General features: G+C 58.6%; 24 protein-coding genes. 15 read left to right on the plus strand and 9 right to left on the minus strand.

The window, feature by feature from the left end:
* Nucleotides 1-28: 28 nt before the first annotated feature.
* The 4 genes from VC35_RS18730 (at nucleotide 29) to VC35_RS18745 (ending at nucleotide 5,878) form a co-directional block, all read left to right on the plus strand.
* On the plus strand, nucleotides 29-1,393 hold the full coding sequence (locus VC35_RS18730) for a DUF1329 domain-containing protein (protein WP_046041897.1): 1,365 nt from the start codon (nucleotides 29-31) through the stop codon (nucleotides 1,391-1,393).
* A gap of 174 nt (nucleotides 1,394-1,567) precedes the next feature.
* Nucleotides 1,568-4,306 (plus strand): winged helix-turn-helix domain-containing protein, encoded by a 2,739-nt coding sequence (locus tag VC35_RS18735; RefSeq protein ID WP_046041898.1) that lies wholly within the window; start codon nucleotides 1,568-1,570, stop codon nucleotides 4,304-4,306.
* Between the two features lie 86 nt (nucleotides 4,307-4,392).
* Nucleotides 4,393-5,034, plus strand: a complete 642-nt coding sequence (locus VC35_RS18740) for an MBL fold metallo-hydrolase (RefSeq protein WP_046041899.1) — start codon at nucleotides 4,393-4,395, stop codon at nucleotides 5,032-5,034.
* 103 nt (nucleotides 5,035-5,137) lie between these two features.
* Nucleotides 5,138-5,878: a YiaD family glycine zipper/OmpA-like lipoprotein gene (locus VC35_RS18745; RefSeq protein WP_046041900.1), complete on the plus strand. Its 741-nt coding sequence runs from the start codon at nucleotides 5,138-5,140 to the stop codon at nucleotides 5,876-5,878.
* A gap of 268 nt (nucleotides 5,879-6,146) precedes the next feature.
* Here the strand turns inward: VC35_RS18745 and VC35_RS18750 are convergent, their stop codons facing one another.
* Nucleotides 6,147-6,581, minus strand: a complete 435-nt coding sequence (locus VC35_RS18750) for a Z-ring associated ZapG family protein (RefSeq protein WP_046041901.1) — start codon at nucleotides 6,579-6,581, stop codon at nucleotides 6,147-6,149.
* Nucleotides 6,582-6,725: 144 nt separating this feature from the next.
* Here VC35_RS18750 and VC35_RS18755 point away from each other — a divergent pair, with 144 nt between their 5' ends.
* The 3 genes from VC35_RS18755 to zapE all read left to right on the plus strand — a co-directional run bounded on the left by VC35_RS18755 (nucleotide 6,726) and on the right by zapE (nucleotide 9,920).
* Complete coding sequence (locus VC35_RS18755) at nucleotides 6,726-7,355, plus strand: alpha/beta hydrolase (RefSeq protein ID WP_046041902.1); 630 nt, start codon at nucleotides 6,726-6,728, stop codon at nucleotides 7,353-7,355.
* 24 nt (nucleotides 7,356-7,379) lie between these two features.
* Nucleotides 7,380-8,735 (plus strand): tryptophan--tRNA ligase, encoded by a 1,356-nt coding sequence (locus VC35_RS18760; protein WP_046041903.1) that lies wholly within the window; start codon nucleotides 7,380-7,382, stop codon nucleotides 8,733-8,735.
* A gap of 90 nt (nucleotides 8,736-8,825) precedes the next feature.
* Complete coding sequence (gene zapE, locus VC35_RS18765; protein WP_046041904.1) at nucleotides 8,826-9,920, plus strand: cell division protein ZapE; 1,095 nt, start codon at nucleotides 8,826-8,828, stop codon at nucleotides 9,918-9,920.
* A 90-nt stretch (nucleotides 9,921-10,010) separates the two neighbouring features.
* Here zapE and VC35_RS18770 read toward each other — a convergent pair whose 3' ends face one another.
* The 5 genes from VC35_RS18770 to VC35_RS18795 all read right to left on the minus strand — a co-directional run bounded on the left by VC35_RS18770 (nucleotide 10,011) and on the right by VC35_RS18795 (nucleotide 16,451).
* A complete protein-coding gene (locus VC35_RS18770; protein WP_046041905.1) occupies nucleotides 10,011-10,994 on the minus strand; it encodes an asparaginase in 984 nt (327 codons plus the stop codon).
* A 77-nt stretch (nucleotides 10,995-11,071) separates the two neighbouring features.
* On the minus strand, nucleotides 11,072-12,265 hold the full coding sequence (locus VC35_RS18775; protein WP_046041906.1) for a threonine/serine exporter family protein: 1,194 nt from the start codon (nucleotides 12,263-12,265) through the stop codon (nucleotides 11,072-11,074).
* 16 nt (nucleotides 12,266-12,281) lie between these two features.
* Nucleotides 12,282-13,169, minus strand: coding sequence for a nitrilase family protein (locus VC35_RS18780; protein ID WP_046041907.1), 888 nt, complete (start codon nucleotides 13,167-13,169; stop codon nucleotides 12,282-12,284).
* Nucleotides 13,170-13,376: 207 nt separating this feature from the next.
* Nucleotides 13,377-15,323: a flavin monoamine oxidase family protein gene (locus VC35_RS18785; RefSeq protein ID WP_046041908.1), complete on the minus strand. Its 1,947-nt coding sequence runs from the start codon at nucleotides 15,321-15,323 to the stop codon at nucleotides 13,377-13,379.
* A 207-nt stretch (nucleotides 15,324-15,530) separates the two neighbouring features.
* Complete coding sequence (locus VC35_RS18795; RefSeq protein WP_172435333.1) at nucleotides 15,531-16,451, minus strand: GlxA family transcriptional regulator; 921 nt, start codon at nucleotides 16,449-16,451, stop codon at nucleotides 15,531-15,533.
* 221 nt (nucleotides 16,452-16,672) lie between these two features.
* Here VC35_RS18795 and VC35_RS18800 point away from each other — a divergent pair, with 221 nt between their 5' ends.
* Nucleotides 16,673-17,809 carry an acyl-CoA dehydrogenase family protein gene (locus tag VC35_RS18800; protein ID WP_046041911.1) on the plus strand — a complete coding sequence of 379 codons (1,137 nt, stop codon included), beginning with the start codon at nucleotides 16,673-16,675 and terminating at the stop codon, nucleotides 17,807-17,809.
* 123 nt (nucleotides 17,810-17,932) lie between these two features.
* On the opposite strand, the gene VC35_RS18805 is transcribed toward VC35_RS18800, so the two are convergent.
* Nucleotides 17,933-18,973, minus strand: a complete 1,041-nt coding sequence (locus VC35_RS18805) for an NADP(H)-dependent aldo-keto reductase (RefSeq protein ID WP_046041912.1) — start codon at nucleotides 18,971-18,973, stop codon at nucleotides 17,933-17,935.
* Nucleotides 18,974-19,218: 245 nt separating this feature from the next.
* Between VC35_RS18805 and rplM the strand changes: the two genes are divergently transcribed.
* The 7 genes from rplM to VC35_RS18840 all read left to right on the plus strand — a co-directional run bounded on the left by rplM (nucleotide 19,219) and on the right by VC35_RS18840 (nucleotide 24,108).
* Entirely contained in the window at nucleotides 19,219-19,647 is a 429-nt protein-coding gene (gene rplM / locus VC35_RS18810; protein WP_007917032.1) for a 50S ribosomal protein L13, read from the plus strand.
* 14 nt (nucleotides 19,648-19,661) lie between these two features.
* On the plus strand, nucleotides 19,662-20,054 hold the full coding sequence (gene rpsI, locus VC35_RS18815; RefSeq protein ID WP_003228056.1) for a 30S ribosomal protein S9: 393 nt from the start codon (nucleotides 19,662-19,664) through the stop codon (nucleotides 20,052-20,054).
* A gap of 269 nt (nucleotides 20,055-20,323) precedes the next feature.
* Complete coding sequence (petA, locus tag VC35_RS18820; protein ID WP_046041913.1) at nucleotides 20,324-20,917, plus strand: ubiquinol-cytochrome c reductase iron-sulfur subunit; 594 nt, start codon at nucleotides 20,324-20,326, stop codon at nucleotides 20,915-20,917.
* Nucleotides 20,917-22,128 (plus strand): cytochrome b, encoded by a 1,212-nt coding sequence (locus VC35_RS18825; RefSeq protein WP_008016686.1) that lies wholly within the window; start codon nucleotides 20,917-20,919, stop codon nucleotides 22,126-22,128. The genes petA and VC35_RS18825 overlap by 1 nt, the downstream gene beginning before the upstream one ends.
* Nucleotides 22,128-22,910: a cytochrome c1 gene (locus VC35_RS18830; protein WP_046041914.1), complete on the plus strand. Its 783-nt coding sequence runs from the start codon at nucleotides 22,128-22,130 to the stop codon at nucleotides 22,908-22,910. The genes VC35_RS18825 and VC35_RS18830 overlap by 1 nt, the downstream gene beginning before the upstream one ends.
* A 150-nt stretch (nucleotides 22,911-23,060) precedes the next feature.
* Entirely contained in the window at nucleotides 23,061-23,678 is a 618-nt protein-coding gene (locus VC35_RS18835) for a glutathione S-transferase N-terminal domain-containing protein (protein WP_007939828.1), read from the plus strand.
* 16 nt (nucleotides 23,679-23,694) lie between these two features.
* Complete coding sequence (locus VC35_RS18840) at nucleotides 23,695-24,108, plus strand: ClpXP protease specificity-enhancing factor (protein WP_007998247.1); 414 nt, start codon at nucleotides 23,695-23,697, stop codon at nucleotides 24,106-24,108.
* A gap of 51 nt (nucleotides 24,109-24,159) precedes the next feature.
* Here VC35_RS18840 and VC35_RS18845 read toward each other — a convergent pair whose 3' ends face one another.
* Entirely contained in the window at nucleotides 24,160-24,738 is a 579-nt protein-coding gene (locus tag VC35_RS18845; protein WP_046041915.1) for a BON domain-containing protein, read from the minus strand.
* A complete protein-coding gene (locus tag VC35_RS18850) occupies nucleotides 24,735-25,328 on the minus strand; it encodes a phosphoheptose isomerase (protein WP_028624534.1) in 594 nt (197 codons plus the stop codon). The genes VC35_RS18845 and VC35_RS18850 overlap by 4 nt, the downstream gene beginning before the upstream one ends.
* Nucleotides 25,329-25,350 lie beyond the last annotated feature (22 nt).

Here is a 25,350-nt window from a genome sequence, read left to right on the forward strand (position 1 = left end):
GCACAGTATTTTCAGGACGAACACATAAATGAAAATAACAAAGAGTCTGTTCCAAGCCGGTGTTCTGGGCCTTTCGCTGCTGGCGACCAGCGTCATCGCAGCGGTTCCCCAGGCCGAGGCCGACAAACTGGGCAAGAGCCTGACCCCGATGGGCGCCGAAATGGCGGGTAACGCCGACGGTTCGATCCCCGCCTGGAAGCCGATGGCGAAGAACGCCGGTACGGTCGACAGCAAAGGTTTCCTGTCCAATCCGTTCGCCAGCGAAAAACCGCTGTTCACCATCACGGCGCAGAACGTCGACCAGTACAAGGAAAAGCTCGCCCCGGGCCAGTACGCGATGTTCAAGCGCTACCCGGAAACCTACAAGATGCCGGTCTATCCGTCCCATCGCGGTGCCACCGTGCCGGATGACGTGTTCGCCGCCATCAAGCGCAACGCCACCAACACCAACCTGGTGTCCGGCGGCAACGGCCTGGAAAACTTCGAAACAGCCGTGCCGTTCCCGATTCCGAAAAGCGGCGTGGAAGTCATCTGGAACCACATCACCCGCTATCGCGGGGGCAGCGTGACCCGCCTGGTGACCCAGGCCACGCCGCAGCCGAACGGCTCGTTCAGCCTGGTGTACTTCCAGGACCAGTTCGTGTTCCGCGACAAGATGAAGGACTACGACCCGAAAAACCCGGGCAACATCCTGTTCTACTTCAAGCAGAAAGTGACCGCTCCGGCTCGTCTGGCCGGTGGTGTGCTGCTGGTTCACGAAACCCTCGACCAGGTCAAGGAACCGCGCTCGGCGTGGGTCTACAACGCCGGTCAGCGTCGTGTGCGTCGTGCGCCACAAGTGTCCTATGACGGCCCGGGTACCGCGGCCGATGGTCTGCGTACCTCCGATAACCTGGACATGTTCAACGGTGCACCGGATCGTTACGACTGGAAGCTCGAAGGCAAGAAAGAGATGTACATCGCCTCCGACGCCTACAAGCTCGACGACCCGAGCCTCAAGTACACCGACATCATCAAGGCCGGTCACATCAACCAGGATCTGGCGCGTTACGAGCTGCGCCGGGTGTGGCATGTGGTAGCCACCTTGAAGGAGGGGCAGCGTCACATCTACGCCAAGCGTGACTTCTACATCGACGAAGATACCTGGCAAGCAGCGGTCATCGACCATTACGACGGTCGTGGCCAACTGTGGCGTGTAGGTGAGGCCCATGCCGAGAACTACTACGACAAGCAAGTGCCGTGGTATGCCCTCGAAGCCCTGTATGACCTGCAATCGGGTCGTTACCTGGCGCTGGGCATGAAGAACGAAGAGAAGTCGGCCTATGACTTCGGCTTCCAGGCCACCACCAGCGACTTCACTCCGGCCGCCCTGCGTCAGGACGGTGTTCGCTAAGGTGAACTGAGTAGAAGCCGCACCCTCTGAAAACGCCCCGACTGGTTCGGGGCTTTTTTTTGCTTGTAGACTTTTTGTAGCCATTTGTAGCAATTACCTTCATTCCCTATCCGTTTACGGCTAGTCTGCGGACATCTGCAACGCCGCCACCCGCAATTCAAACAAGAGCCGGCTATGACTGATTTGTCTACACCCCCAGGTTCTGCAAACGTTGCTGTCGCGACACTCGACGGGCGCTTCTTCCGCCCGCCGTTGCCCGACGGCCATGTGCTGCGTCCACGTTTGTGCGAGCGCCTGAGTGCCGGGCTCGGTGGCAGGTTGCTGCTGGTCAGCGCACCGGCAGGGTTCGGCAAGAGTTCGTTGGCGGTAGAGTTTTGTCAGGGGTTGCCGGCGCACTGGCAAAGCCTCTGGCTGGGCTTGAGCCCGCGAGACAGTGACCCGGGGCGTTTTCTCGAGCGCCTGCTGGAAGGCCTCCAGGACTACTTCCCGCACTTGGGCAGACAATCCCTCGGGCTGTTGAAAATGCGCCAGCGCCATCAGCCTTTCGCATTCGAAGAATGGCTGGACGGCCTGCTCGACGAGTTGGCCGAACACCTGTCCACCGCGACGCCATTGCTGCTGGTGCTGGATGATTACCATCTGGCCCAGGGGCCAGTGCTGGATCGTTGCCTGCAATTTTTCCTCAACCATCTTCCCGATGGCTTGCTGGTGATGGTCACCAGTCGCCAGCGTCCCGATTGGCATCTGGCGCGGCTACGGCTGTCGCGGCAATTGCTTGAGTTACATGAACAGGATCTGCGCCTGACCCACGACGAAGCGTTGAGCCTACTCGACCGACACAGCAGTTCCCTGCGCGGAGAGGCACTGGAAAACCTGATCCAGCGCAGCGAAGGTTGGGTCGCAGGGTTACGTTTCTGGCTGCTGGCCGCCTCGGAGGCGGGCACCGATGGCGCACTGCCGCAATCGTTGCACGGCGGGGAAGGGCTGATCCGCGATTACCTGCTCGAAGAAGTCATCGATTGCCTGCCCGCCGAGGTCCAGTCGTTCCTCTATGACACGGCGCCCCAGGAACGTTTTTGCAGCGAACTGTGCGACGCCGTTCGCGACGCCCATGACAGCGGGGAAATCCTGCGCTTCCTGCTCGCCCACCAAGTGTTCCTGGTGCCACTGGATGAACATGGCCACTGGTATCGTTACCACCACCTGTTTTCCGATCTGTTGCGCACGCGCCCGACTTCCCAGTCGATGGTGCCGGCCGCCAGCCTGCACCTGCGTGCCTGCCGCTGGTTCAATGCCCAGGGCCTGCTCGATGAGGCCGTGGAGCAGGCCTTGCGTGCCGGTCACCTGGATGTCGCGGCCAACCTGGTGCAGAACCTCTCCGAAGAGCAACTGCTGGCCGAGCAGAACGTCGGCATGTTGCTGCGCTGGAAAATGGACTTGCCTGACAGCTTGCTGATCAGCACACCGCGACTGATCGTGCTGTATAGCTGGGCGCTGGGGATGGCATGCCAACTGGATGCCGCGGAAGAACTGGCCAGCCATTTGAGCCGTTTCCTGCCCGCTCCGTCGGCCACCGCCCAGAAGTCGATGCTGGCCCAATGGCTGGCGTTGAGCGGCATCATTGCCCGTGGGCGCGGCAACCGCGAACTGACGCTGCGGTACTGCGGCGAAGCGTTGGAAAGTCTTCCGTCCAAGCGTTACGGACAACGCCTGATGTGCCTCTCGACCCTGTCTAACCTGGCCATTGCCGACGGTGATTTGTGGCGGGCGCGGGGATTGAACCGCGAATCGCTGGAGCTGGCGCAACGGGTCGGCAACCCCTTGTTCGAAGCACTGGCACATTACGACCGCGCCCGGGTGCTGCAAGCGCGCGGGGAAATCTGTCGGGCGCTGGAAGAGGTCCGTCAGGGAATGCAGCGCCTGCAGAGCTTGCCTGCGCAACGGCTGTATGCGGTTCGAGCCCGGCTGACCTTGTACGAAGGCTTTTTGCTGGCCCTGCGCATGCAGCCACAAGCGGCGCGGGTGCGATTGCAGGCCGGTTTGAGCGAGGCGCGTGCCTGCCGTGACATCAGCGTGCTGATCGGCCACTGCGTGATTGCCAGGCTGGAAGGCAGTAGCGGCGAATTCGCCAAAGCCTTTGCCGAACTTGCCGAAGCCGAACGGCTAATGCACATCTGGGATGTGCCACCGATCTACTACCTGGCCATGATCACCCTGGTCAAATGTGAACTCTGGCTAGCCCAGGGGCGCACCGATCTGGCCGAAGCCTGGCTGGCGCGCCTGGGGCAGACCTATAACGGCGAAAACGGGGCGGCACCACCGGAATTCCACCCGCAATTGCCGCTGCATATCGAATTGCAACAAGCACTGCTCGACGTCATCCAGGGCCAACCGATGCTGGCCGAAGGGCGTTTGAATGCGCTGCTCGAACATGGTCAGCAAAGCGGTCGGCAGATGCTCAGTGCCATGGCGCTGACCCAGAAAGTGGCGTTGTTGCTGGGCAGCGGACGGGAGCCGGAAGCACGCAAGGCGCTGGCCCAGGCGCTGGACGCCGCCGGCGGAGGGGTACTGCAACCCTTTGAGGGCTTGCTTGCCGAGCACCCGGACTGGCTGCGTGGGCAGCTTCAAAACTGTCCGCCAACCCCCGTCTCCCTGAGCCTCAGTGAAAAACTGCCGGCACTGGCTGCCCGTCCCGGGCTGGAGTCCTGCGCGGTCGCGGAACAGCTCAGCACCCGGGAAATGGCAGTCCTGCGATTGATCGCCCAGGGCTGTTCGAACCAGGAAATCAGCGATCAGCTGTTTATTTCCCTGCACACGGTCAAGACCCACGCCAGCCACATCAATAGCAAGCTTGGAGTCGAGAGGCGTACGCAGGCGGTGGCGCGAGCCAAGGAATTGGGGGTGCTGGGTTAAGGATTTTTCACGTTACACATCGCGGCCATTGGCTGGATACTCAATTGTGCGAAAATCGTTCGTCCCCGTTTATCGAGCAGGCTCCGATGTCCCAGCACCCCGCCCTCATCCGCGAAACCTTCCCCGTCGGTCCTTTGCAGTGCAACTGCACGATCATCGGCGATCCGGTAACGAAAAAGGCCATCGTCGTCGATCCGGGTGGCAATCATGAGTTGATCCTGGCGCGTCTCGACGCCCTTGGGCTGAAAGTGGTCAGCATCATTCACACCCACGCGCACCTCGATCATTTCCTGGCTTCCGGCCAACTCAAGGAGAAAACCGGCGCGACCCTGCATTTGCACAAGGAAGACCAGTTCCTGTGGGACAACCTGGAAATGCAGTGCCAGATGTTCGGTGTTCCCTATACCCCGGTGCCGTCCCCGGATCGCTGGCTGGCCGATGATGAAGAGCTGGCCTGCGGCTGTGGCGTGGCGCTGCACACGCCAGGTCATACGCCGGGCTCCATGAGCTTCTGGTTTTCCGAGGCCAAGCTGCTGATTGCCGGTGATACGCTGTTTCGTCGTGGCGTCGGACGCACGGATTTGTGGGGCGGCGACCAGGCGACCATCGTGCGCTCGATCAAGCAGCGGCTGTACACCCTCGACGAAGACGCGACCGTGGTGACCGGGCATGGTCCGGATACCCGCCTGGGCGACGAAATGCGCGAGAACCCCTTTGTTCGGGGCTGATTTGTAACATTCGGAATTTTTACCCGTTAACGTGATCCAACGCCCGCAAAGGCTGATGCCTTGGTCCGTTGCACCACAGAATGCAAAAAAGTAGGAGCTTTACATGTTCACCACGCGTCGTTTGATTATTCTCGCTACGGCTGTGGCCGTTTTGTCCGGTTGTGCTTCGCCTAACCCATACGGCGGTCAGGGCCAGGCTCAGGGCCAGACGGATAGCGGCTCCGAAGGCATGAGCAAGACCGCTAAATACGGTGGCTTGGGCGCTCTGGCCGGTGCGCTGGCTGGTGCTGCGATCAACCACGATAACCGTGGCAAGGGCGCATTGATCGGTGCAGCAGTGGTTGGTGCTTCCGCCGCCGGCTACGGCTACTACGCCGATCAGCAAGAGAAAAAGCTGCGCGCCAGCATGGCCAACACCGGTGTTGAAGTGCAGCGCCAGGGCGACCAGATCAAGCTGATCATGCCGGGTAACATCACGTTCGCTACCGATTCGGCGAACATTGCCCCAGGTTTCTACCAGCCGCTGAACAACCTGGCGGGCTCGCTGAAAGAGTTCAACCAGAACCAGATCGAGATTGTCGGCTATACCGACAGCACTGGCAGCCGCCAGCACAACATGGACCTGTCCCAGCGTCGTGCCCAGAGCGTGGCAACCTACCTGACCTCGCAAGGTGTCAGCGGTGCCAACCTGAGCGCTCGCGGTGCCGGCCCGGATGGCCCGGTTGCCAGTAACGCTGACGTCAATGGCCGTGCGCAGAACCGCCGTGTAGAGGTCAACCTCAAGGCGATTCCTGGCCAGCAGTATGGTGGTCAGCAGCAAGGTCAGGTTCAGCAGTACCCTTGATCGTCTGATTGAACCCCAGGTGTAAAAAGCCCGCTCGATCCTAACCAGATCAGGCGGGCTTTTTTGTACCGTCAGTTCTGGCCCCATCGCGAGCAGGCTCGCTCCCACAGGGGATCTTCTTTGGTCGTAGAGGTTGTGTCCGCTGAAGATCAATTGTGGGAGCGAGCCTGCTCGCGAATAGGCCAGTACAGTCAACGAAGAACGCAGAAACAAAAAAGCCCCCGGACAAGTGAATGTCCGGGGGCTTTTTGCTACGCGCGAAAGCTGATTACTTCTTCAGGCCGTAGTGCTCATCGAGCATGCCAGGCGAGTTCGGGGATTTGGGAGCGTAGTCGCGTGGCGGCTCCTGATCGCGCGGTGGCGTCAGGCGCTCACGAGGTGCCTGCGCCGCGTCGGCGTGCAGGGAGGCCAGCAGGCGTTGGCGAGTCTGTTCGTCCAGGGCCAGGCGGTTGGCGCCCTCGGCGAGATGGTCCTGCACTTCCTGATAGCTCTGAGTCAGTTTCTTGACCAGTGTCGCGGTGCTGTTGAAGTGGGTCACCACCTCGTTCTGATAACTGTCGAAACGTTCCTGAATATCGTCCAGCTGACGCTGCGTGCGGCTGGGCGCGGCGTTCGGAGCAACGCGAGCGATCAGGAACCCAATGGCGACACCCACAACCAGGGCAAGAGTCGGTAACAACCAAACTAAGAGCGAGTGTTCCACGAGTCCTTCCTCTATAAACGGCTTTGCTTTACGTTAACGGCTCGAACCTGCGCTGTATACCGCGATTCACTCGCAATAGACAGCCACAGACAATTTGCTAGACGAGTCGACCCGATTCGAGGTCACGGAGTTCCTTCCTTGCTTATGCGTGAAACCCCTGTAGTGATTGATGGCCCGGTGGGTCAACTGGAAGCACTGTACCTGGACAATGAGCAGCTGCGTGGCCTGGCGCTCATCTGCCATCCGAACCCGGTGCAGGGCGGCACCATGCTCAACAAAGTGGTCTCGACCCTGCAGCGCACCGCGCGTGATGCCGGTTTGATTACTTTGCGCTTCAACTACCGTGGAGTCGGCGCCAGCGAAGGCACCCACGACATGGGTACCGGTGAAGTCGATGATGCCCAGGCTGTGGCCGAGTGGTTCCGGGCCAAACACCCGGAATTGCCGCTGACCCTGTTCGGTTTCTCCTTCGGTGGATTTGTTGCAGCAAGTCTCGGTGGACGTCTGGAAGCGAAGGGCGAACAGCTCAAGCACCTGTTCATGGTCGCGCCGGCGGTCATGCGCCTGGGCGATCAGGATCAGCTGCCGCAACAGGGCGAACTGACCCTGATCCAGCCGGAAACCGACGAAGTGATCGATCCGCAGCTGGTTTACGAATGGTCCGACAAGCTTGAACGTCCCCATGAGCTGCTGAAAGTGGCAGAATGCGGGCACTTTTTTCATGGCAAGCTGACCGATCTCAAGGATCTGATCCTGCCGCGTCTCTCGAATTGATTGCAGTCTGACAAGCGATTACCCATGACGACTCGTACCCGTATCCTCACCGGCATCACCACCACCGGCACGCCGCACCTGGGCAACTACGCTGGCGCCATCCGCCCGGCGATCGTCGCCAGCCGCGACAGCAATGCCGATTCGTTCTACTTCCTGGCCGACTACCATGCCCTGATCAAGTGCGATGACCCGCTGCGCATCCAGCGCTCGCGTCTGGAAATCGCCGCGACCTGGCTGGCCGGTGGCCTGGATGTCGACCGCGTGACCTTCTACCGCCAGTCCGACATCCCGGAAATCCCTGAGCTGACCTGGCTGCTGACCTGCGTTGCCGCCAAGGGCCTGCTCAATCGCGCCCATGCCTACAAGGCTTCGGTGGATAAGAACGTCGAGACCGGTGAAGACCCGGACGCCGGCATCACCATGGGCCTGTACAGCTACCCGGTACTGATGGCCGCGGACATCCTGATGTTCAATGCGCACAAGGTGCCGGTCGGTCGTGACCAGATCCAGCACGTGGAAATGGCGCGGGACATCGGTCAACGCTTCAACCATCTGTTTGGCCAGGGCAAAGAGTTCTTCACCATGCCCGAGGCGTTGATCGAAGAGAGCGTCGCCACGTTGCCGGGCCTGGATGGCCGCAAGATGTCGAAGAGCTACGACAACACCATCCCACTGTTCAGCAGCGCCAAAGAGATGAAGGACGCGATTTCGCGGATCGTCACCGACTCCCGCGCGCCGGGCGAAGCCAAGGATCCGGATAACTCGCACCTGTTCACCCTGTTCCAGGCGTTCGCCACCCCGGCGCAAGCCGACGAGTTCCGCAGCGAACTCTTGCAGGGCCTGGGTTGGGGCGAGGCGAAGAATCGTCTGTTCCAGCTGCTGGACAGCGAACTGGGCGAATCCCGCGAGCGTTATAACCAGCTGATCGAGCGTCCGGCGGATCTGGAAGACATCCTGCAGCACGGCGCGAAAAAGGCCCGTTCGGTAGCGACGCCGTTCCTCAACGAACTGCGTGAGGCGGTGGGCCTGCGCTCCTTCGTTGCCCAGACCCAAGTGGCGGCGACCACCAAGAAGAAAGCCGTGAAGGCTGCGCGTTTTGTCAGCTTCCGTGAAGACGACGGCAGTTTCCGCTTCCGTCTGCTGGCGGCCGATGGCGAACAACTGCTGCTGTCGCGCAACTTCGCCGACGGTAAAACCGCGGGGCAGGTGACCAAGCAACTGCAAGCGGGCCAGGATCTGGACGTGCGCAGTGAAGGCCTGGGCTTCAGCGTCTGGCTGGAAGGCGATTGCGTTGCCGACAGCCCGGCCTTTGCCGACAGCGCCGTGCGTGACGCTGCCATCGAAGCCTTGCGCATCGCCCTGACGCCGGTTCAGGAATAAACAACGGTTCGGCCCGACCAAGGGCCGATTGCCATTCCTCGGGGCCGTCGCTACAGTGTCGGCCCGTTTTTGTTGCCTTGCTAACGAATTATGACGCCCCTAGAACGATATCAAGCTGATCTGAAACGCCCGGAATTCTTCCATGACGCCGCACAGGAAACTGCCGTGCGTCATTTGCAGCGCCTTTACGACGACCTGGTCGCGGCCGAGCAAAACAAGCCGGGCCTGCTGGGCAAGTTGTTTGGCAAGAAGGATCAGACCCCGGTCAAGGGCCTGTATTTCTGGGGCGGCGTAGGTCGCGGCAAGACTTACCTGGTGGACACCTTCTTCGAAGCGCTGCCCTTCAAGGAAAAGTCCCGTACGCACTTCCACCGCTTCATGAAGCGCGTGCACGAAGAGATGAAGACCCTGAGCGGCGAGAAAAACCCGCTGACCATCATCGCCAAGCGTTTCGCCACCGAAGCCCGGGTCATCTGCTTCGATGAATTCTTCGTTTCCGACATCACCGACGCCATGATCCTTGGCACCCTGATGGAAGAACTGTTCAAGAACGGCGTGACCCTGGTCGCGACGTCGAACATCGTGCCGGACGGCCTGTACAAGGACGGCCTGCAACGCGCGCGCTTCCTGCCGGCCATTGCGCTGATCAAGCAGAATACCGAGATCGTCAACGTCGACAGCGGCGTGGACTATCGTCTGCGTCACCTCGAACAAGCCGAGCTGTTCCACTATCCGCTCGACGAGGCCGCCAACGAAAGCCTGCGCAAGAGCTTCCGGGCGCTGACGCCGGAATGCACGGCGGCGGTCGAAAATGACGTGCTGATGATCGAAAACCGTGAAATTCGTGCCGTGCGCACCTGCGATGACGTGGCCTGGTTCAACTTCCGCGAACTGTGTGACGGTCCACGCAGCCAGAACGATTACATCGAGCTGGGCAAGATCTTCCACGCCGTGCTGCTCAGCGATGTCGAGCAGATGAGCGTCACCACCGACGACATCGCTCGACGCTTCATCAACATGGTCGACGAGTTCTACGACCGTAACGTGAAGCTGATCATTTCTGCTGAAGTCGAGCTTAAAGACCTGTACACAGGTGGCCGCCTGAACTTCGAGTTCCAGCGAACCCTCAGCCGACTGCTGGAAATGCAATCCCACGAATTCCTGGCCCGGGCGCACAAGCCGTAGGACGATTCGGAAAATAAAAAAGGCCTGCACCTGCAGGCCTTTTTTGTCAGCGCAAATCCTCCGCCCACAGGTTTGTACATTGTTTTGAAGTCAAATGTCCTCGTTGAGATACTGCGCAAGCTCGTGCTGCCGTTGGCAACCAAGCAGCAGCCAAAGCAGAATTCTGGCTTTTCGCGGACATAGAAAACCCGCCATCGATGCGCCCTTGCGGATCAAGTCCATTTCACCACCGCCAAAACCGTAAGAGGCTCGTGCAGTGGAGCCGGAACCGGTTCGGGTCGCAATGATCACGGGGATTCGTTTGGCAATATGCTCAATCATTGTCGCCCAGCGCTGCGAGATGTGGCCGGCGCCGAAACCGCCGATCACCAGCCCGTCGTAATCGAGTGCGAGAATATTTTCCAGTAACAGGGTGTCGGCCGAAAGTGAGGCCTCAAGCAGCGCAACTTTCTGTGTGGTCTGTTGCGGCAACGGTAACACCGTGCGCGGTCCCGGCGGGCGCAGGTAGCGAACACGGTCTTCCAACAGTAGGCCCGCGGGCCCCACGACCGGAGAGGAAAACGCCTGCAATGCCAGCGAATCGGTTTTGCGTACGCTGCACGCTTGATGAATCTGTCCGTTCATCACGACCTGGACACCGCGCTGTCGGCTGTTCTGCACCAAGGCAACGCGACATGCATCCAGCAGATTGGCCGGTCCATCGGCACCTGGCTGCGCTGCGGAACGCATGGCACCGGTCAGCACCAAGGGGGTGTCGTAGGGCCACAGGTAATCCAAAAACACCGCGGCTTCTTCGAGAGTGTCGGTGCCCTGGGTTATCACGACCCCGACAGCGCCCTGTTTGACCTGAAACTCAGCCCAGGACAATACGTTCAGCAAATACTCGAAATCCAGGGACGCACTGGGCAGCAGGCCGAGGGTTTCGACGGTGACTCCGGCCAGTGTCGTCAGTTCCGGTATGGAAGTCAGCAGGGCTTCGCCGCTAACGGTCGGGATGACGCCTTCACCGGCATTGCTCGCTTGCATGCTTACCGTACCGCCAAGTGCCGCGATGGACAGTTTGGGCAGGTCCATGGGAAACCTCGCTTGTTTGTAATGAAAAGTGGCTGTATCCGCTTTTGAGGCCGCGATACAGCCGAATGGCTGGGGCATTAATCAGCGATCAGAAAGCCGATCAGCGGCACGATCAGCAGTGTGCTGATGGCCATCGACAGTACGTTGGCGATGTAGGCGTGCATGTCGACCGGTAATTTCCTGGCAATCACACAGGCCAGCGGTGGTGCGAGCAATGCCCCCAGCAGTGCACTTGAGACGATAATCTGCCAGCTGCCGCCATAGGCCAGGATCGCCGCGGGCACCACTGAAACCAGCGGGATGTAAGTGGGATACCAGCCGCGCAACATCCATTGTTGACGCCAGATCAGCACGCCGATGGCCGAGGCCAATGCCTGCGCGCCGATGATGTGCAGCAACAGGCCCGATCCGTACGCGGGGCTTGAAGGGTTCAAGCTGTACGCCAGCAATGCACCCAGTATCAGTCCAAGGCTGGCCAGCTCATTGCCGAAGAACGGTGCTTCGGAAAAGTCCGCCAGAATCCGGCGCAGGCTCCAGATGACGCCATAGTCGGGCGCGTTGGCGGGGGCGATCGAGGCGGGTGGCGCTTCCGACGAGCTGGATTTCACCAGGTTCGGCCAATAGCGGCAGAACAGAAACGCCAGGATGCTGGCAACCGCCATGCCCAGCACATTGCCAATCACTGAAGGCAAGGCCAGCGGTTGGCACACGTAGTTGACGATCAGCAGGCACATCGGTGTGACGAGTACGGCGCCCATGAGTGCGCCGTTGATCGTGACCCTCCAGCCTCCGCCAAACATCAGCACCATCGCCGCTGGCAGCGAGACGAATGCTACGAATGTGGGTTGCCAGGTTGTGCCTGTCACCGTCCAGCCCCACAGCAGATTGCTCAGCAGCAGCCCGAGCAACGAACTGGTGACCAGCCAGGGCCAAAGTCCCGTTCCATAGGAGATGGCAAACCCTTGCCAGGATTTCCCCGTTCGATTCGCCCAGTAAGCCAGATAAGCGCCCGCCAGCAGGCCGATCGAGGCGAACTCGTGCTTGTAGAAAGCCACCTCGCTGATGTCACCTAACACCCAACGCAACCAGGCACTCGGTTCGGGTAGCAGCGATACCATGTCGCCGTACCCGGGCCAATGCGCTCCCCAGAAAGTCCGGTTGCTGAAAGAAAGCCAGACGATCAGCAGTGTCGCGCCGATCATTAGCAGGACGACGGCTGTATCAATCGGTGATTTGCGCGATGGTTGGTTTTTGTCGGTTGTAACTTCCATGCGATAGGCCTCCTGATCAACGTGGGAGGCAAGGGTGTTGGGTGTAGCCGAGCATCTGATCGTAAAGATCGGCTCGGCGATCGCGATGCAGATCGTTCAGGTTGTTCCAGATGGGCGCACTGCGGGAGCTGGTCAGGTCGACATCGGCAAACAGGATTTCCTGCCTGTCTGCCGAAGCCACGGCGCCAATCGGCCAGCCGTTGGTTCCGGCAATCAACGAGCAACCCAGGTAGCGCGCGCCGCGCTCCTCGCCGATCCGGCTGGCGGCAGCGATAAACACGTTGTTGACGTGGGCGGCGGTCATCGTCAGATACGACGCCATGCACTTACCGGCATCGTCGAACAGCGGCGGCGGTGTCCAGACCCAGTTGTTCAGGCTGCAAATGATGTCTGCGCCTTGCTGGGCGAGGATCCGTGGCACCTCCGGGAACCAGATGTCCCAGCAGATCAACAGCCCGATGCGGCCGATCGGTGTGTCGAAAACCGGGAAACCCAGGTCGCCGGGGGTGAACCAGAGCTTCTCCAGATTCCACAAATGGGCTTTGCGGTACTTGCCGATAAAACCGTCTGGTCCCACCAGAACGCCGGTGTTGAAGAGTCGCATGCCGTCGCGTTCGGCCAGACCGGCCACGAGGTAAACGTTGTGTTCTCGGGCGAAGTCGATCCAGCACTGCACGCTTGGCCCGTCGGGAACCGCTTCGGCATGGGCGAAGGCATCCTGTCGATTGCTGAAGAAATAGCCGGTATTGGAGAGCTCGGGCAGAACGATGAGATTCGCACCGCCGTTTACCGCTTCAAGCGCCAATTCCAGGCTGCGACGCAGATTACCTACACATTTCTCGATGCCGACTTGTGGATCGAATTGCACGACTGCTACACGAGCAGGGCTTGTTGGCTCAGTCATTCCGTCGTTCCTCTTTTTATTGTTTTTCAAGCTGTTAAATGGCGTGTGTATAAGAGGGGAATCAGGAATGGGGTGTAAGTCAGCTACTTCCGTTTAGGTCGTAGTCCTTGTCCTAAAGTGGATCAGAGTGATGTTTGATGGCAGTGGGTAGCCGGTGCGAGAGGTAGAGCCATGTATTGCGTGCATGGCTCTGGAACGGGGATGTGATCAGATTTTGAGTTGGTAGTGCGGGTAGTCGCTCAAGGAAAATCCGCCATTGAAGATCGCGGCGGTTTTGTTGCAGATATGAATCACTGCATCGACAGCACCGCGAAAACATGGCTCCGTCCAACCGGCATCGACTGAAAATGACTCGCCGGACAAATATAAGCCTGATAAATGAGCAAGGTCCCGGTTGTACTTCATCAGGCCGACGGCATCGTAGTAGGTGCCCGGTCGGTAAAGCTTGGCACAGCCCAGAGCATTTTTATCAGTGATCCAACGCTGAACCACCGCCTGATCAATGCCGATGTAGGGAGAGATTTTTTCCTGGACGTTGGCAGAGTTCATGAGTATGCGATCCAGCTCTTCGGCGCATTTTGATACCAACTCCTTATCGCTGAATGAGGCGAGCTTGGTTGCGTCATCTTCCCAGGTATAACTCAGCAGGATGCAGTCGTAGCTGTAATTGTCGTTGTAGCGGTAGGTATAGACATCATGGATAAAACTGTCGGTTACGATGGCTTGCGGGATGTTTTTGTTTTTCGAGAGAAATGATTTTTTCAGCGGTGCAAACACTTTGCAGCTTGTTTCCCAGTGTGCGGTTTTGTAGGCGTTAATCGTCTCGAAAGGCAGCATCTCCCGGGTGAAATTTTCGAGCTTGATTCGAGTTTCAATCAGCCAGGAGGGTAGTGTCATGATGACCGAGTCAAAGTCATCAAATTGCTCCTGGATTTGCTCGGGTTGACTGTGTTTCCAGTTGTAATAGACGCGTATTTTTTGATTGGTCAGCTTTTCCAGTTTTGTGACGGATGAGTCGGTGAGAAGCCCATTGCTTCTTTCGAGGCAATGTTCGTAGATGGATTTTCCGGTTTCGTCGGTTTTCACAAACAGCAGGCATTCGTCCAAAGCGGCGAGGCCGATGTAGCGGGGCCTGTCGAAACTCTGCCCCATTGAGTCAAAAACGGTTTCGCTATTCAGGTAGGGCGAATCCAGTGGATCGCCGTTTGAGTCCACTCGACCATGGATCAGTTGCAATTGGCTGCTGAAACCGAAAATCGCGGTACGCAGAGGGTAGAGGCAGCAGACGTCGTAAAAAGCTCCCCAGCTACCGTCACCTATACCTATCGCGTAAAAAATTGCGGACTCTTGCGCAGACATTCCCATTCCGCCGAAATCCCCGGGTGAGCGGCCATCCCAAGCTTCCAGTGCTGGCATACTGACCAGGTCGCGGAACGAGACACTCTCGTATTTTTCAACGATAGAAGCCCATATGGCTTCCCATTCCTGGCTCGCATAAAGCTCAGCAACGTGGCGGGTCATACGATCGGCAAAGGCTTTCCACTTGGAATAAACCTTTTGCAATTCATCGCCGGGAGGCGGGGTGACGCCGTCTGCGTTTTTCCATATCAACATTTGCGGCGCCGATCCGCCGCCCATGCTGCCCTCCCGGAGATAGATGCCTGTCGAGTTAACCCATTGGCTACCGGGGTTGGCGAAGTCTGAAAAAGCCAATTCAAATTGATTGGCGTAGTAAGCCATCAGCGACCGACCTTCTGTCGGTGGCTCATCCGCCCGGTTGAAGAAGGGCATGCGCATGGCGCCCATTTCAAATGGTGTATGGCTTGCTGCCGAGTTTTGGCTACCGGGAACGGTCAGATGCCTGCCGCCGATGCGTCTGGATTGTTCGATGAGAGTGATATGGGTAAAGCCGCAGCGATAGAGTTCTCTGGCGGCGGTCAGGCCTGTGACGCCGGCGCCGATGATGCAGATTTTATGTTGCGGGTCAGTAGCCCTGGCGATGCCGTTTTCCTGTTCTACCAGTGCACGATAGTCAAAGCACAAGTCCGGTGGATTGGGAAAGCGAGCTGCCCATTTGTTTTCAGCCGAGCGCTTTGTTCGGGCGGCCTCCTTGGCGATGTATGAAGGGTAGTTGTAGCTTGATCCGATAGTCATGGTTGATCTTCCCTGATGGTGTTTGCAGGGAAGATTTTGAAGTTTTTTGAGGGGCTGCGTCTGTGGGCGGGGTTGGGTTCTCCGGCGCTCTGTATTCTGCTTTTTGTGTCGGAAAATTCACCGCGAAAGAACTGCGTGGCCGGCGCAAGATTCTATGTGGAAGCGAGCAGGCTCGCTTCCACATGGGATTTGTTCGAGGCCTGAGGCCTACGCCGCCTGCTGAAACTGCTGCCGATACTGGTTCGGTGACAACTCCGTGTGCTGGCGGAACAGTCGTGCGAAGAAGCTCGCATCGTCATAGCCAACTTCATAGCTGATGGTCTTGATGCTCTTGCGGCTGCCGGACAGCAAGCCCTTGGCAGTTTCGATGCGCAGGCGTTGCAGGTAATGCAATGGCTTGTCGCCGGTGGCGGTCTGGAAGCGGCGCATGAAGTTGCGGATGCTCATGCCGTGCTCGCGGGCGACGTCCTCGAAACGAAACTTGTCGGCGAAGTGTTCTTCGAGCCAGTGCTGGATCTGCAGGATGATCACGTCCTGGTGCAGCTTCTGCCCGCCGAATCCAATCCGTCCCGGTGAATAGCTGCGCTGCACTTCATAGAGGATGTCCCGGGCCACGGCCTGGGACACGTTGGCGCCGCAGAAGCGCTCGATCAGGTAAATGTACAGGTCGCATGCCGAGGTGGTGCCGCCGGCGCAGTACAGGTTATCGGCGTCGGTCAGGTGCTTGTCCTGATTGAGCTGGACCTGGGGGAAGCGTTCGGCGAAGGCATTGAAGAAGCGCCAGTAGGTGGTCGCTTCCTTGCCATTGAGCAGCCCGGCTTCGGCCAGCCAGAAAACACCGGTGGCCTCGCCGCACAGTACGGCGCCGCGGGCATGTTGCTGGCGCAGCCAGGGCAGGACTTGCGGATAACGTTTGCAGAGGCTGTCGAAATCGTCCCAGAACGCGGGAAGAATGATGATGTCGGCGTTTTCCAGCCCGCCATCCACCGGGATCATCACATCGCTGAAGGTGTTGACCGGTTTGCCGTCGGGGCTGACCAGGCGGGTTTCGAACGCCGGTGTCAGGCCCTGGCCCAGCTGTTTGCCGTAGCGCAGGCTGGCGAGGTGGAAGAAATCCTTGGCTTGCATGAGGGTGGAAGCGAAAACCCGGTCGATGGCCAGGATGCTGACGCGCCGCAGGGGCGTGGAGGCTTGGTTAGACATAATTCAACTTTATTTTTATAGGGGGAAGTGGTCACCAGACGGCTGGATCGTCTTATTTTTTGTCGGATGTGTCCAGTGTCCTGTATCGGAAGCGAGGCATAGTCTCTGAAGGTCAACTCCTTCTAAAAACAAAGAAAAGGTGCCGCATGATCCCCAGAACCCTGTTCAGTTCCGAGCACGAGCTTTTCCGTGACAGCGTGCGGACGTTCCTCGAAAAAGAGGCGGTGCCGTTCCATGGGCAATGGGAAAAACAGGGCTATATCGACCGCAAGCTGTGGAACAAGGCGGGGGAGGCGGGGATGCTGTGTTCGCACCTGCCGGAAGAGTACGGCGGCCTGGGGGCGGACTTTCTCTACAGTGCGGTGGTGATCGAAGAAGTGGGGCGACTGGGCCTGACCGGCATCGGTTTTTCCCTGCACTCGGACATCGTGGCGCCGTACATCCTGCATTACGGCAGTGAAGCGCTGAAGCATAAATACCTGCCGAAACTGGTGTCCGGCGAGATGGTTACCGCAATCGCCATGACTGAGCCGGGCGCCGGTTCCGATCTGCAAGGGGTGAAAACCACGGCCGTGCTCGATGGCGATGAGTACGTGATCAACGGCTCCAAGACATTCATCACCAACGGCTACCTGGCCGATCTGGTGATCGTCGTCGCCAAGACCGATCCGAAGGCCGGCGCGAAGGGCACCAGTCTGTTTCTGGTGGAAGCCAATACGCCGGGCTTCGACAAGGGCAAGCGCCTGGAGAAAGTCGGGATGAAAGCCCAGGACACCTCGGAGCTGTTCTTCCAGGACGTGCGTGTGCCCAAGGAAAACCTGCTGGGGCAGGCTGGGATGGGCTTTGCCTACCTGATGCAGGAGTTGCCCCAGGAGCGCCTCACGGTGGCCATTGGCGGGCTGGCTTCAGCGGAAGCGGCGCTGCAATGGACGCTGGACTACACCCGCGAGCGCAAGGCGTTCGGCAAGTCGATCGCGGATTTCCAGAACACCCGGTTCAAACTGGCGGAGATGGCCACGGAAATCCAGATCGGCCGCGTCTTCGTCGACCGCTGCCTGGAACTGCACCTGCAAGGCAAGCTCGATGTGCCGACGGCGGCGATGGCCAAGTACTGGGGCACCGACCTGCAATGCAAGGTGCTCGACGAGTGCGTGCAGTTGCACGGTGGCTACGGGTTTATGTGGGAGTACCCGATCGCGCGGGCGTGGGCGGATGCGCGGGTGCAGCGGATCTATGCCGGCACCAATGAAATCATGAAGGAGATCATTGCGCGGTCGCTTTGAATTTGCGGTGACTGGGCGGACGCTTTCGCGAGCAAGCCCGCTCTTACATTTAATCGAGCTCTCCCAGGGGAATGCGGTCGAATGTGGGAGCGGGCTTGCTCGCGAATGCTGTTTATCTATCGATCAAGGCGCCGGATTCGGGTGATCCTTGTGAATCGCCTCGATCCCTTCCAGCACTTCCTCCGACAGCTTCAAGTCGAAACTGGCGATGTTGCTCTCCAGTTGCTCCATCGTCGTCGCACCAATGATGTTGCTGGTCACGAATGGCTGCTGCGTCACGAACGCCAAGGCCATTTGTGCTGGGTCCAGGCCGTGCTCGCGAGCAAGGGCCACATAACGGCTGCAGGCCGCTTCCGACTGCGGGTTGAAATAGCGGCTGAAGCGGCTGTAGAGGCTCAGGCGACCTTTTGGCGGGCGGGCGCCACCTTCGTACTTGCCCGACAGGAAACCGAACGCCAGCGGCGAATAGGCGAGCAGGCCGCACTGTTCGCGGATGGCGATTTCTGCAAGGCCGACTTCGAAGCTGCGGTTGAGCAGGTTGTACGGGTTCTGGATCGACACGGCGCGTGGCCAGCCTCGGGCTTCGGCCAGGGCCAGGAAGCGCATGGTGCCCCATGGCGTCTCGTTGGACAGGCCGATGTGGCGGATCTTGCCGGCGCGAACCTGCTCGTCCAGCGCTTCGAGGGTGTCTTCGAGCGGGGTCAGGTTGGCTTCGATCTTGTGCTTGTAGCCCAGTTGTCCGAAAAAGTTGGTGCTGCGCTCCGGCCAGTGCAATTGGTACAGGTCGATGTAATCGGTCTGCAGGCGCTGGAGGCTGGCGTCCACCGCTTCGCTGATGTGCTGGCGGTTGTGGCGCAGGTTTTTATCGCGGATGTAGTCGATGGTGTTGCCGGGGCCGGCGATCTTGCTGGCCAGGATCCAGTCGGCGCGGTCACCGCGGCTTTTGAAGTAATTGCCTATATAGCGTTCGGTGGTGGCGTAGGTTTCGGCCTTGGGTGGCACCGGGTACATCTCGGCGGTGTCGATGAAGTTGATCCCTGCGCTCTTGGCCCGTTCAATCTGGGCGAAGGCGTCTGCCTCGCTGTTTTGCTCGCCCCAGGTCATGGTTCCGAGGCAGAGGGCACTCACGTTCAGATTGGTCCGGCCTAGCTGGCGATAGTCCATCGGGTGCTCCTTGGGCAAAACAATCATAAAAGCAGGTTGAATTATTTTTCGCAATCTGCATAATTGCGCACCTCTTTCTGCAGTGGAAGTGATGCGCCGCCGCCGAAGAATCTTGCCGTTGAACGGACGCGCCGACCCGAGCCCCCGAAAGCGTCTGTATCCGGCTGCCTTTGACTTGTCAAAGTACGCACTATTCAGTAAGATCCGCCGTCTAATTTACAGGGCGGCCCCTGAGGCTATAAAGAATGAAGACTTTTACTGCTAAACCGGAAACAGTAAAGCGCGACTGGTTTGTCGTCGACGCTGCTGGTCAGACCCTGGGTCGTCTGGCCACCGAAATCGCGAGCCGTCTGCGTGGCAAGCACAAGCCTGAGTACACTCCTCACGTTGACACCGGCGACTACATCGTCGTAATCAATGCTGAGCAGATCCGTGTTACCGGTGCTAAAACCACTGACAAAATGTACTACTCCCACTCCGGTTTCCCGGGCGGCATCAAGTCGATCAACTTTGAAAAGCTGATCGCCAAGGCCCCTGAGCGCGTGATCGAGACCGCGGTCAAAGGCATGCTGCCTAAGAACCCGCTGGGTCGCGACATGTACCGTAAGCTGAAAGTCTATGCGGGCGCTGCACACCCACATACTGCTCAGCAGCCCCAAGAACTGAAGTTTTAACGGAATAGTACATTATGTCGGCGACTCAAAATTACGGCACTGGCCGTCGCAAGACCGCAACCGCACGCGTTTTCCTGCGTCCGGGTACTGGTAACATCTCCATCAACAACCGTTCGCTGGATAATTTCTTCGGCCGCGAAACTGCCCGCATGGTAGTTCGTCAGCCGCTGGAATTGACTGAGACTGTCGAGAAGTTCGACATCTACGTCACCGTGATCGGCGGTGGTGTGAGTGGTCAGGCTGGCGCAATCCGCCACGGCATCACTCGTGCTCTGATGGACTACGACGAGACTCTGCGCAGCGCCCTGCGTAAAGCCGGCTTCGTAACCCGCGATGCTCGTGAAGTTGAACGTAAGAAAGTCGGTCTGCGTAAAGCGCGTAAGCGTCCGCAGTACTCGAAGCGTTAATTCGCTTTCACGTTCAAAAAAAGAACGCCCAGTTTCCTCACGGAGCTGGGCGTTTTTTTATGTCTGCGATTTATCAAAGAATTGCGCTGTGACAACTTGCCACATCCGCAGACGCCCTATACTACAAGGCTTGGGGGTGATGGGCTCCGGTAATTACCTTGTCAGAATTGGGGCTTTTCATTACCATTCGGCAAAATTTTTATAAGTACATAGTTTTACTTAGTAGATGCCTGATTTAACAGGCCACAAAGCTGATGGGAGAGGACTGAATGAGCAATGACGGCGTGAATGCAGGCCGGCGTCGCTTCTTGGTAGCAGCCACATCCGTGGTGGGTGCTGCAGGAGCGGTGGGGGCTGCGGTCCCGTTCGTGGGGTCATGGTTTCCCAGTGCCAAGGCGAAAGCCGCAGGTGCACCGGTGAAAGTGAATGTCAGCAAAATCGAGCCAGGCCAGCAGATGATTGCTGAGTGGCGCGGCCAGCCGGTGTTCATCGTCCGCCGTACACAGGAAATCCTGGGGAATCTGAAGAAGATCGAGGGCCAGCTCGCTGACCCGACCTCCAAGAACTCGACACAACCGACTTACGTTGATCCGGAAACCCGTTCGATCAAACCCGAGGTCCTGCTGCTGATCGGTATCTGCACGCACCTGGGTTGCTCGCCGACCTTCCGTCCCGAAGTGGCACCTGCGGATCTGGGTAAAGACTGGGTAGGCGGCTATTTCTGCCCTTGTCACGGTTCCCACTACGATCTGGCCGGTCGCGTCTACAAGTCGCAGCCTGCGCCTTTGAACCTGCCAGTTCCCCCGCATTCCTATGAGACCGATGAAATCATTATCATTGGCGTCGATACGGAGAAAGCGTGATGAGCAAGTTCATGGATTGGGTTGATGCACGCTTTCCCGCCACCAAGATGTGGGAAGACCATCTCAGCAAGTATTACGCTCCGAAGAACTTCAACTTCTTCTACTTCTTTGGCTCCCTGGCGCTGCTCGTTCTGGTCAACCAGATCGTCACCGGTGTCTGGCTGACCATGAGCTACAACCCGTCGGCGGAAGAGGCTTTCGCTTCCGTCGAATACATCATGCGTGACGTCGAGTACGGCTCGATCCTGCGTCTGCTGCACTCCACCGGCGCTTCGGCGTTCTTCATCGTGGTCTATCTGCACATGTTCCGTGGCCTGCTCTACGGTTCGTACCAGAAGCCGCGTGAGCTGGTGTGGGTCTTCGGCATGCTGATCTACCTTGCGCTGATGGCCGAAGCCTTCATGGGCTACCTGCTGCCATGGGGCCAGATGTCCTACTGGGGTGCCCAGGTGATCATCTCGCTGTTCGGTGCGATCCCTGTCATCGGCAACGACCTGACCCAGTGGATCCGTGGTGACTACCTGATTTCCGGTATTACCCTGAACCGCTTCTTTGCCCTGCACGTGGTTGCCCTGCCGATCGTTATCCTGGGTCTGGTGGTGCTGCACATCCTGGCCTTGCACGAAGTCGGTTCGAACAACCCGGACGGCGTGGACATCAAGAAGCACAAGGACGAAAACGGCATACCGCTGGACGGCATTGCCTTCCACCCGTACTACACCGTGAAAGATATCGTCGGCGTGGTGGTGTTCCTGTTCATCTTCTGCTCGATCGTGTTCTTCTTCCCGGAAATGGGCGGCTACTTCCTCGAAAAGCCGAACTTTGAAGTGGCGAACGCCTTCAAGACCCCAGAGCACATCGCTCCGGTCTGGTACTTCACCCCGTTCTACGCCATCTTGCGTGCGATTCCGGACAAGCTCCTGGGCGTAATCGCCATGGGCGCGGCCATCGCTGTGCTGTTCGTCCTGCCGTGGCTGGACCGTAGTCCGGTCAAGTCGATGCGCTACAAGGGCTGGCTGAGCAAGATCTGGCTCTGGGTGTTCTGCATCGCATTCGTGATCCTGGGCGTGCTGGGCGTATTGGCCCCAACCCCTGAGCGTACGTTGCTGTCGCAGGTATGTACCTTCCTGTACTTCGCCTACTTCATTCTGATGCCGTTCTACACCAGGCTCGAGAAGACCAAACCGGTTCCGGAAAGGGTGACTGGCTGATGAAAAAACTATTTGCTGTATTGATGCTTGCTGCGCTGCCAGTGTTTGCTTTCGCAGCTGAACACGGTGGCCCCGAGCTGGAAAAAGTCGATATTGACGTTTCCGATAAAGCAGCCATGCAGGACGGCGCACGTACGTTCGCCAACTACTGCATGGGTTGCCACAGTGCCAAGTTCCAACGCTATGAGCGTGTTGCCGACGACCTGGGCATTCCCCATGAGTTGATGCTCGAGAAGCTGATGTTCACGGGTGCCAAGATCGGCGACCACATGAGCATCGGCATGCAGCCGGCGGACGCCAAGGCTTGGTTTGGAGCGGCGCCACCGGACCTGACCCTGGTTGCCCGTGTTCGCGGCACCGACTGGCTCTACGGTTACCTGAGGTCGTTCTACGAAGATCCTGCGCGCCCATGGGGCGTGAACAACAAGGTTTTCCCGAACGTGGGTATGCCTAACGTCCTGGCCGGCCTGCAAGGTCGCCAGGTGGTTGGTTGCAAACAGGTTCAGATCGTCGAAGACGGCAAGAAGCAATATGATCCTCTGACTGGTACGGCGCTGACTCATGAAGCGTGCGATCAGTTGACCATCGTGCCGAAAAGCGGTGCCCTGACTGCAGAGCAGTTCGATGAGAAGGTCAAGAATCTGGTAACCTTCCTGGCTTACTCGGCTAACCCGGTTAAGCTGCAACATCAGCGCATCGGTACATACGTATTGTTGTACCTGGCGTTCTTCTTCGTCTTCGCTTACCTGCTCAAGCGCGAATACTGGAAAGACGTGCACTGATAAAGCTTCAAGCTATTGCTGTTAATCGCGCGCGCCCAAGGGCGCCTCTGAAGATGTAGCGAAACTGGTGATCCAGTCGTTACGAGAGGCGCCCTCTGGGCGCGCTCGTTTTTGAGCTTTCGATAATTTCTACAAGCGAGGAGGATCGCCATGGGCGTGACCAATCGGTTGGCCTGTTACTCCGACCCCGCCGACCACTATTCCCACCGAGTGCGCATAGTACTGGCAGAGAAGGGTGTCAGCGCCGAGATCATTTACGTGGAGGCTGGTCGCCAGCCACCTAAACTGATTGAAGTGAACCCTTATGGCAGTCTGCCCACACTGGTCGATCGCGACCTGGCGTTGTGGGAGTCGACTGTGGTGATGGAATATCTGGATGAGCGTTACCCGCATCCGCCGCTACTGCCGGTTTATCCCGTGGCGCGTGCCAACAGCCGCCTGCTGATACACCGCATTCAGCGCGACTGGTGTGGTCTGGTGGATCTGATTCTGGACTCGCGGACCAAGGAAGCGGCCCGTGTCGTGGCTCGAAAAGAGTTGCGCGAAAGCCTGACGGGTGTGTCGCCACTGTTTGCCGACAAACCGTTTTTCCTCAGTGAGGAACAAAGTCTGGTGGATTGCTGCCTATTGCCAATACTCTGGCGATTGCCGATTCTGGGTATAGAACTGCCGCGGCCGGCCAAGCCGCTGCTTGATTATATGGAGCGCCAGTTTGCGCGTGAGGCTTTCCAGGCAAGTCTGTCTGGTGTCGAACGCGACATGCGCTAAGGCTTAAGGAGCCGTTATGAACTCCAGTCGACCTTATCTGGTCCGTGCGCTCTATGAGTGGATTGTGGACAACGATTGCACCCCGCACATGCTGGTCAATTCCGAGTACCCGTCGGTGCAGGTGCCTCAGGGGTTTGCCAGTGACGGACAGATTGTCCTGAACGTATCGCCACAAGCCGTGCGTCATTTGCACATGGATAACGAGGCGGTCAGTTTCGAAGGGCGTTTTGGTGGCGTACCGCACACCTTGTACGTGCCAATTGCTTCGATCCTGGGTATCTACGCCCGGGAGAATGGCCAGGGCATGGTGTTCGATCTGGAATCGCCGATGGGCGAGGACGACGAGATCGAACCGGATGACGATCTTCCGCCACCTGACAGTGAGCCACCGCGTCCAAGCGGTCGCCCCAGTCTGAAAGTGGTGAAGTAATAAAAAAGGCGATCCAGATGGATCGCCTTTTTTATTGCGCGGGATTGCAGGTCAGTCGATGTACTCGAACAACTTCACAATCTTCTGTACGCCGGAAACGCCCTGAACCAGGTTGGTCGCCTGCGCCGCTTCCTGCTTGGTCAGCAGGCCCAGCATGTAGACGATGCCGTTTTCAGTGACAACCTTGATGCGCGAGCCAGGGATGTTCGCATCGGTGAGCATCTGGGCCTTGATCTTGGTGGTCAGCCAGGTGTCGTTCTGGCGTGCCAGCAACGAGGAGGGTGGCAGGACTTGCAGTTCGTTGTGTACCTGTTTCACGCGCTGGACAGCGGCGGCGGCCTGTTCGGCCTTGGCCTTGAGGTCAGCGCGTGGCGTTTGCCCGGCGAGCAGCACGACACCGTTGAAGCTGGTGACGACGATGTGTGAATCCTTATCCAGGGCCGGGTCGGCCTTGGCGACGTTCACACCAACCTTGGTGTCGATCAGGGAATCGTCGATCTTGCTGCCCAGTGTGCGAGTGCCACGGTCATCTTCAATCGGTGCTTCACGGCTGGCGGTCACTACCGAGGTGCAGCCGCTGATGCCGAGGCACAGGGTCAAGGCCAGTAGGCCAAGGCGATTAGGGGTCATTCTTCACTCCCGAACAATTGGCTGTCGATCAAGTCGCAAAGGCAGTGGATCGCCAGCAGGTGGACTTCTTGAATACGAGCGGTGACGTTGGCCGGTACGCGAATCTCGACGTCCTCGGGCAACAGCAGCGACGCCATGCCGCCGCCATCACGTCCCGTCATAGCTACGACAATCATTTCGCGATCATGTGCGGCCTGGATCGCTTGAATTATGTTGGCCGAGTTGCCGCTGGTGGAGATAGCCAGCAGCACATCTCCCGGTTGGCCGAGTGCACGGATCTGCTTGGAGAAGATTTCGTTGTAGCTGTAGTCGTTGGCGATCGAGGTGATCGTCGAGCTGTCGGTCGTCAGGGCGATGGCCGGCAGGCTCGGGCGCTCGCGCTCAAAGCGATTGAGCAGCTCGGACGAGAAGTGCTGGGCGTCGCCAGCCGAACCGCCGTTGCCGCAGGAAAGCATTTTGCCTTCGTTGAGCAGGGCGTTGACCATAACCTGGCTGGCTTGCTCGATGTGCGGTGCAAGTACTTCCATCGCCTGTTGCTTGGTGTCGATACTGGCCTGAAAAAGCTGGCGAATTCGGGATTGCATGTCCATCTGTGTGACCTTAAGTAGCGCG

It is taken from the genome of Pseudomonas fluorescens (assembly GCF_000967965.1).
Classification (GTDB): Bacteria; Pseudomonadota; Gammaproteobacteria; order Pseudomonadales; family Pseudomonadaceae; genus Aquipseudomonas; species Aquipseudomonas grandcourensis.

Bases quoted from the DNA above. Each gene is read 5' to 3' on its own strand.
- VC35_RS18785 (WP_046041908.1), bottom strand. From the start codon at position 15,323: ATGACTATCGGATCAAGCTACAACTACCCTTCATACATCGCCAAGGAG.
- VC35_RS18845 (WP_046041915.1), bottom strand. From the start codon at position 24,738: ATGACCCCTAATCGCCTTGGCCTACTGGCCTTGACCCTGTGCCTCGGC.
- VC35_RS18775 (WP_046041906.1), bottom strand. From the start codon at position 12,265: ATGGAAGTTACAACCGACAAAAACCAACCATCGCGCAAATCACCGATT.
- VC35_RS18760 (WP_046041903.1), top strand. From the start codon at position 7,380: ATGACGACTCGTACCCGTATCCTCACCGGCATCACCACCACCGGCACG.
- VC35_RS18825 (WP_008016686.1), top strand. From the start codon at position 20,917: ATGAGCAAGTTCATGGATTGGGTTGATGCACGCTTTCCCGCCACCAAG.
- VC35_RS18730 (WP_046041897.1), top strand. From the start codon at position 29: ATGAAAATAACAAAGAGTCTGTTCCAAGCCGGTGTTCTGGGCCTTTCG.
- VC35_RS18795 (WP_172435333.1), bottom strand. From the start codon at position 16,451: ATGCAAGCCAAGGATTTCTTCCACCTCGCCAGCCTGCGCTACGGCAAA.
- VC35_RS18780 (WP_046041907.1), bottom strand. From the start codon at position 13,169: ATGACTGAGCCAACAAGCCCTGCTCGTGTAGCAGTCGTGCAATTCGAT.
- petA (WP_046041913.1), top strand. From the start codon at position 20,324: ATGAGCAATGACGGCGTGAATGCAGGCCGGCGTCGCTTCTTGGTAGCA.
- VC35_RS18755 (WP_046041902.1), top strand. From the start codon at position 6,726: ATGCGTGAAACCCCTGTAGTGATTGATGGCCCGGTGGGTCAACTGGAA.
- VC35_RS18830 (WP_046041914.1), top strand. From the start codon at position 22,128: ATGAAAAAACTATTTGCTGTATTGATGCTTGCTGCGCTGCCAGTGTTT.
- VC35_RS18850 (WP_028624534.1), bottom strand. From the start codon at position 25,328: ATGGACATGCAATCCCGAATTCGCCAGCTTTTTCAGGCCAGTATCGAC.
- VC35_RS18835 (WP_007939828.1), top strand. From the start codon at position 23,061: ATGGGCGTGACCAATCGGTTGGCCTGTTACTCCGACCCCGCCGACCAC.
- VC35_RS18740 (WP_046041899.1), top strand. From the start codon at position 4,393: ATGTCCCAGCACCCCGCCCTCATCCGCGAAACCTTCCCCGTCGGTCCT.
- VC35_RS18745 (WP_046041900.1), top strand. From the start codon at position 5,138: ATGTTCACCACGCGTCGTTTGATTATTCTCGCTACGGCTGTGGCCGTT.
- VC35_RS18770 (WP_046041905.1), bottom strand. From the start codon at position 10,994: ATGGACCTGCCCAAACTGTCCATCGCGGCACTTGGCGGTACGGTAAGC.
- rpsI (WP_003228056.1), top strand. From the start codon at position 19,662: ATGTCGGCGACTCAAAATTACGGCACTGGCCGTCGCAAGACCGCAACC.
- rplM (WP_007917032.1), top strand. From the start codon at position 19,219: ATGAAGACTTTTACTGCTAAACCGGAAACAGTAAAGCGCGACTGGTTT.
- VC35_RS18735 (WP_046041898.1), top strand. From the start codon at position 1,568: ATGACTGATTTGTCTACACCCCCAGGTTCTGCAAACGTTGCTGTCGCG.
- VC35_RS18840 (WP_007998247.1), top strand. From the start codon at position 23,695: ATGAACTCCAGTCGACCTTATCTGGTCCGTGCGCTCTATGAGTGGATT.
- VC35_RS18800 (WP_046041911.1), top strand. From the start codon at position 16,673: ATGATCCCCAGAACCCTGTTCAGTTCCGAGCACGAGCTTTTCCGTGAC.
- VC35_RS18805 (WP_046041912.1), bottom strand. From the start codon at position 18,973: ATGGACTATCGCCAGCTAGGCCGGACCAATCTGAACGTGAGTGCCCTC.
- zapE (WP_046041904.1), top strand. From the start codon at position 8,826: ATGACGCCCCTAGAACGATATCAAGCTGATCTGAAACGCCCGGAATTC.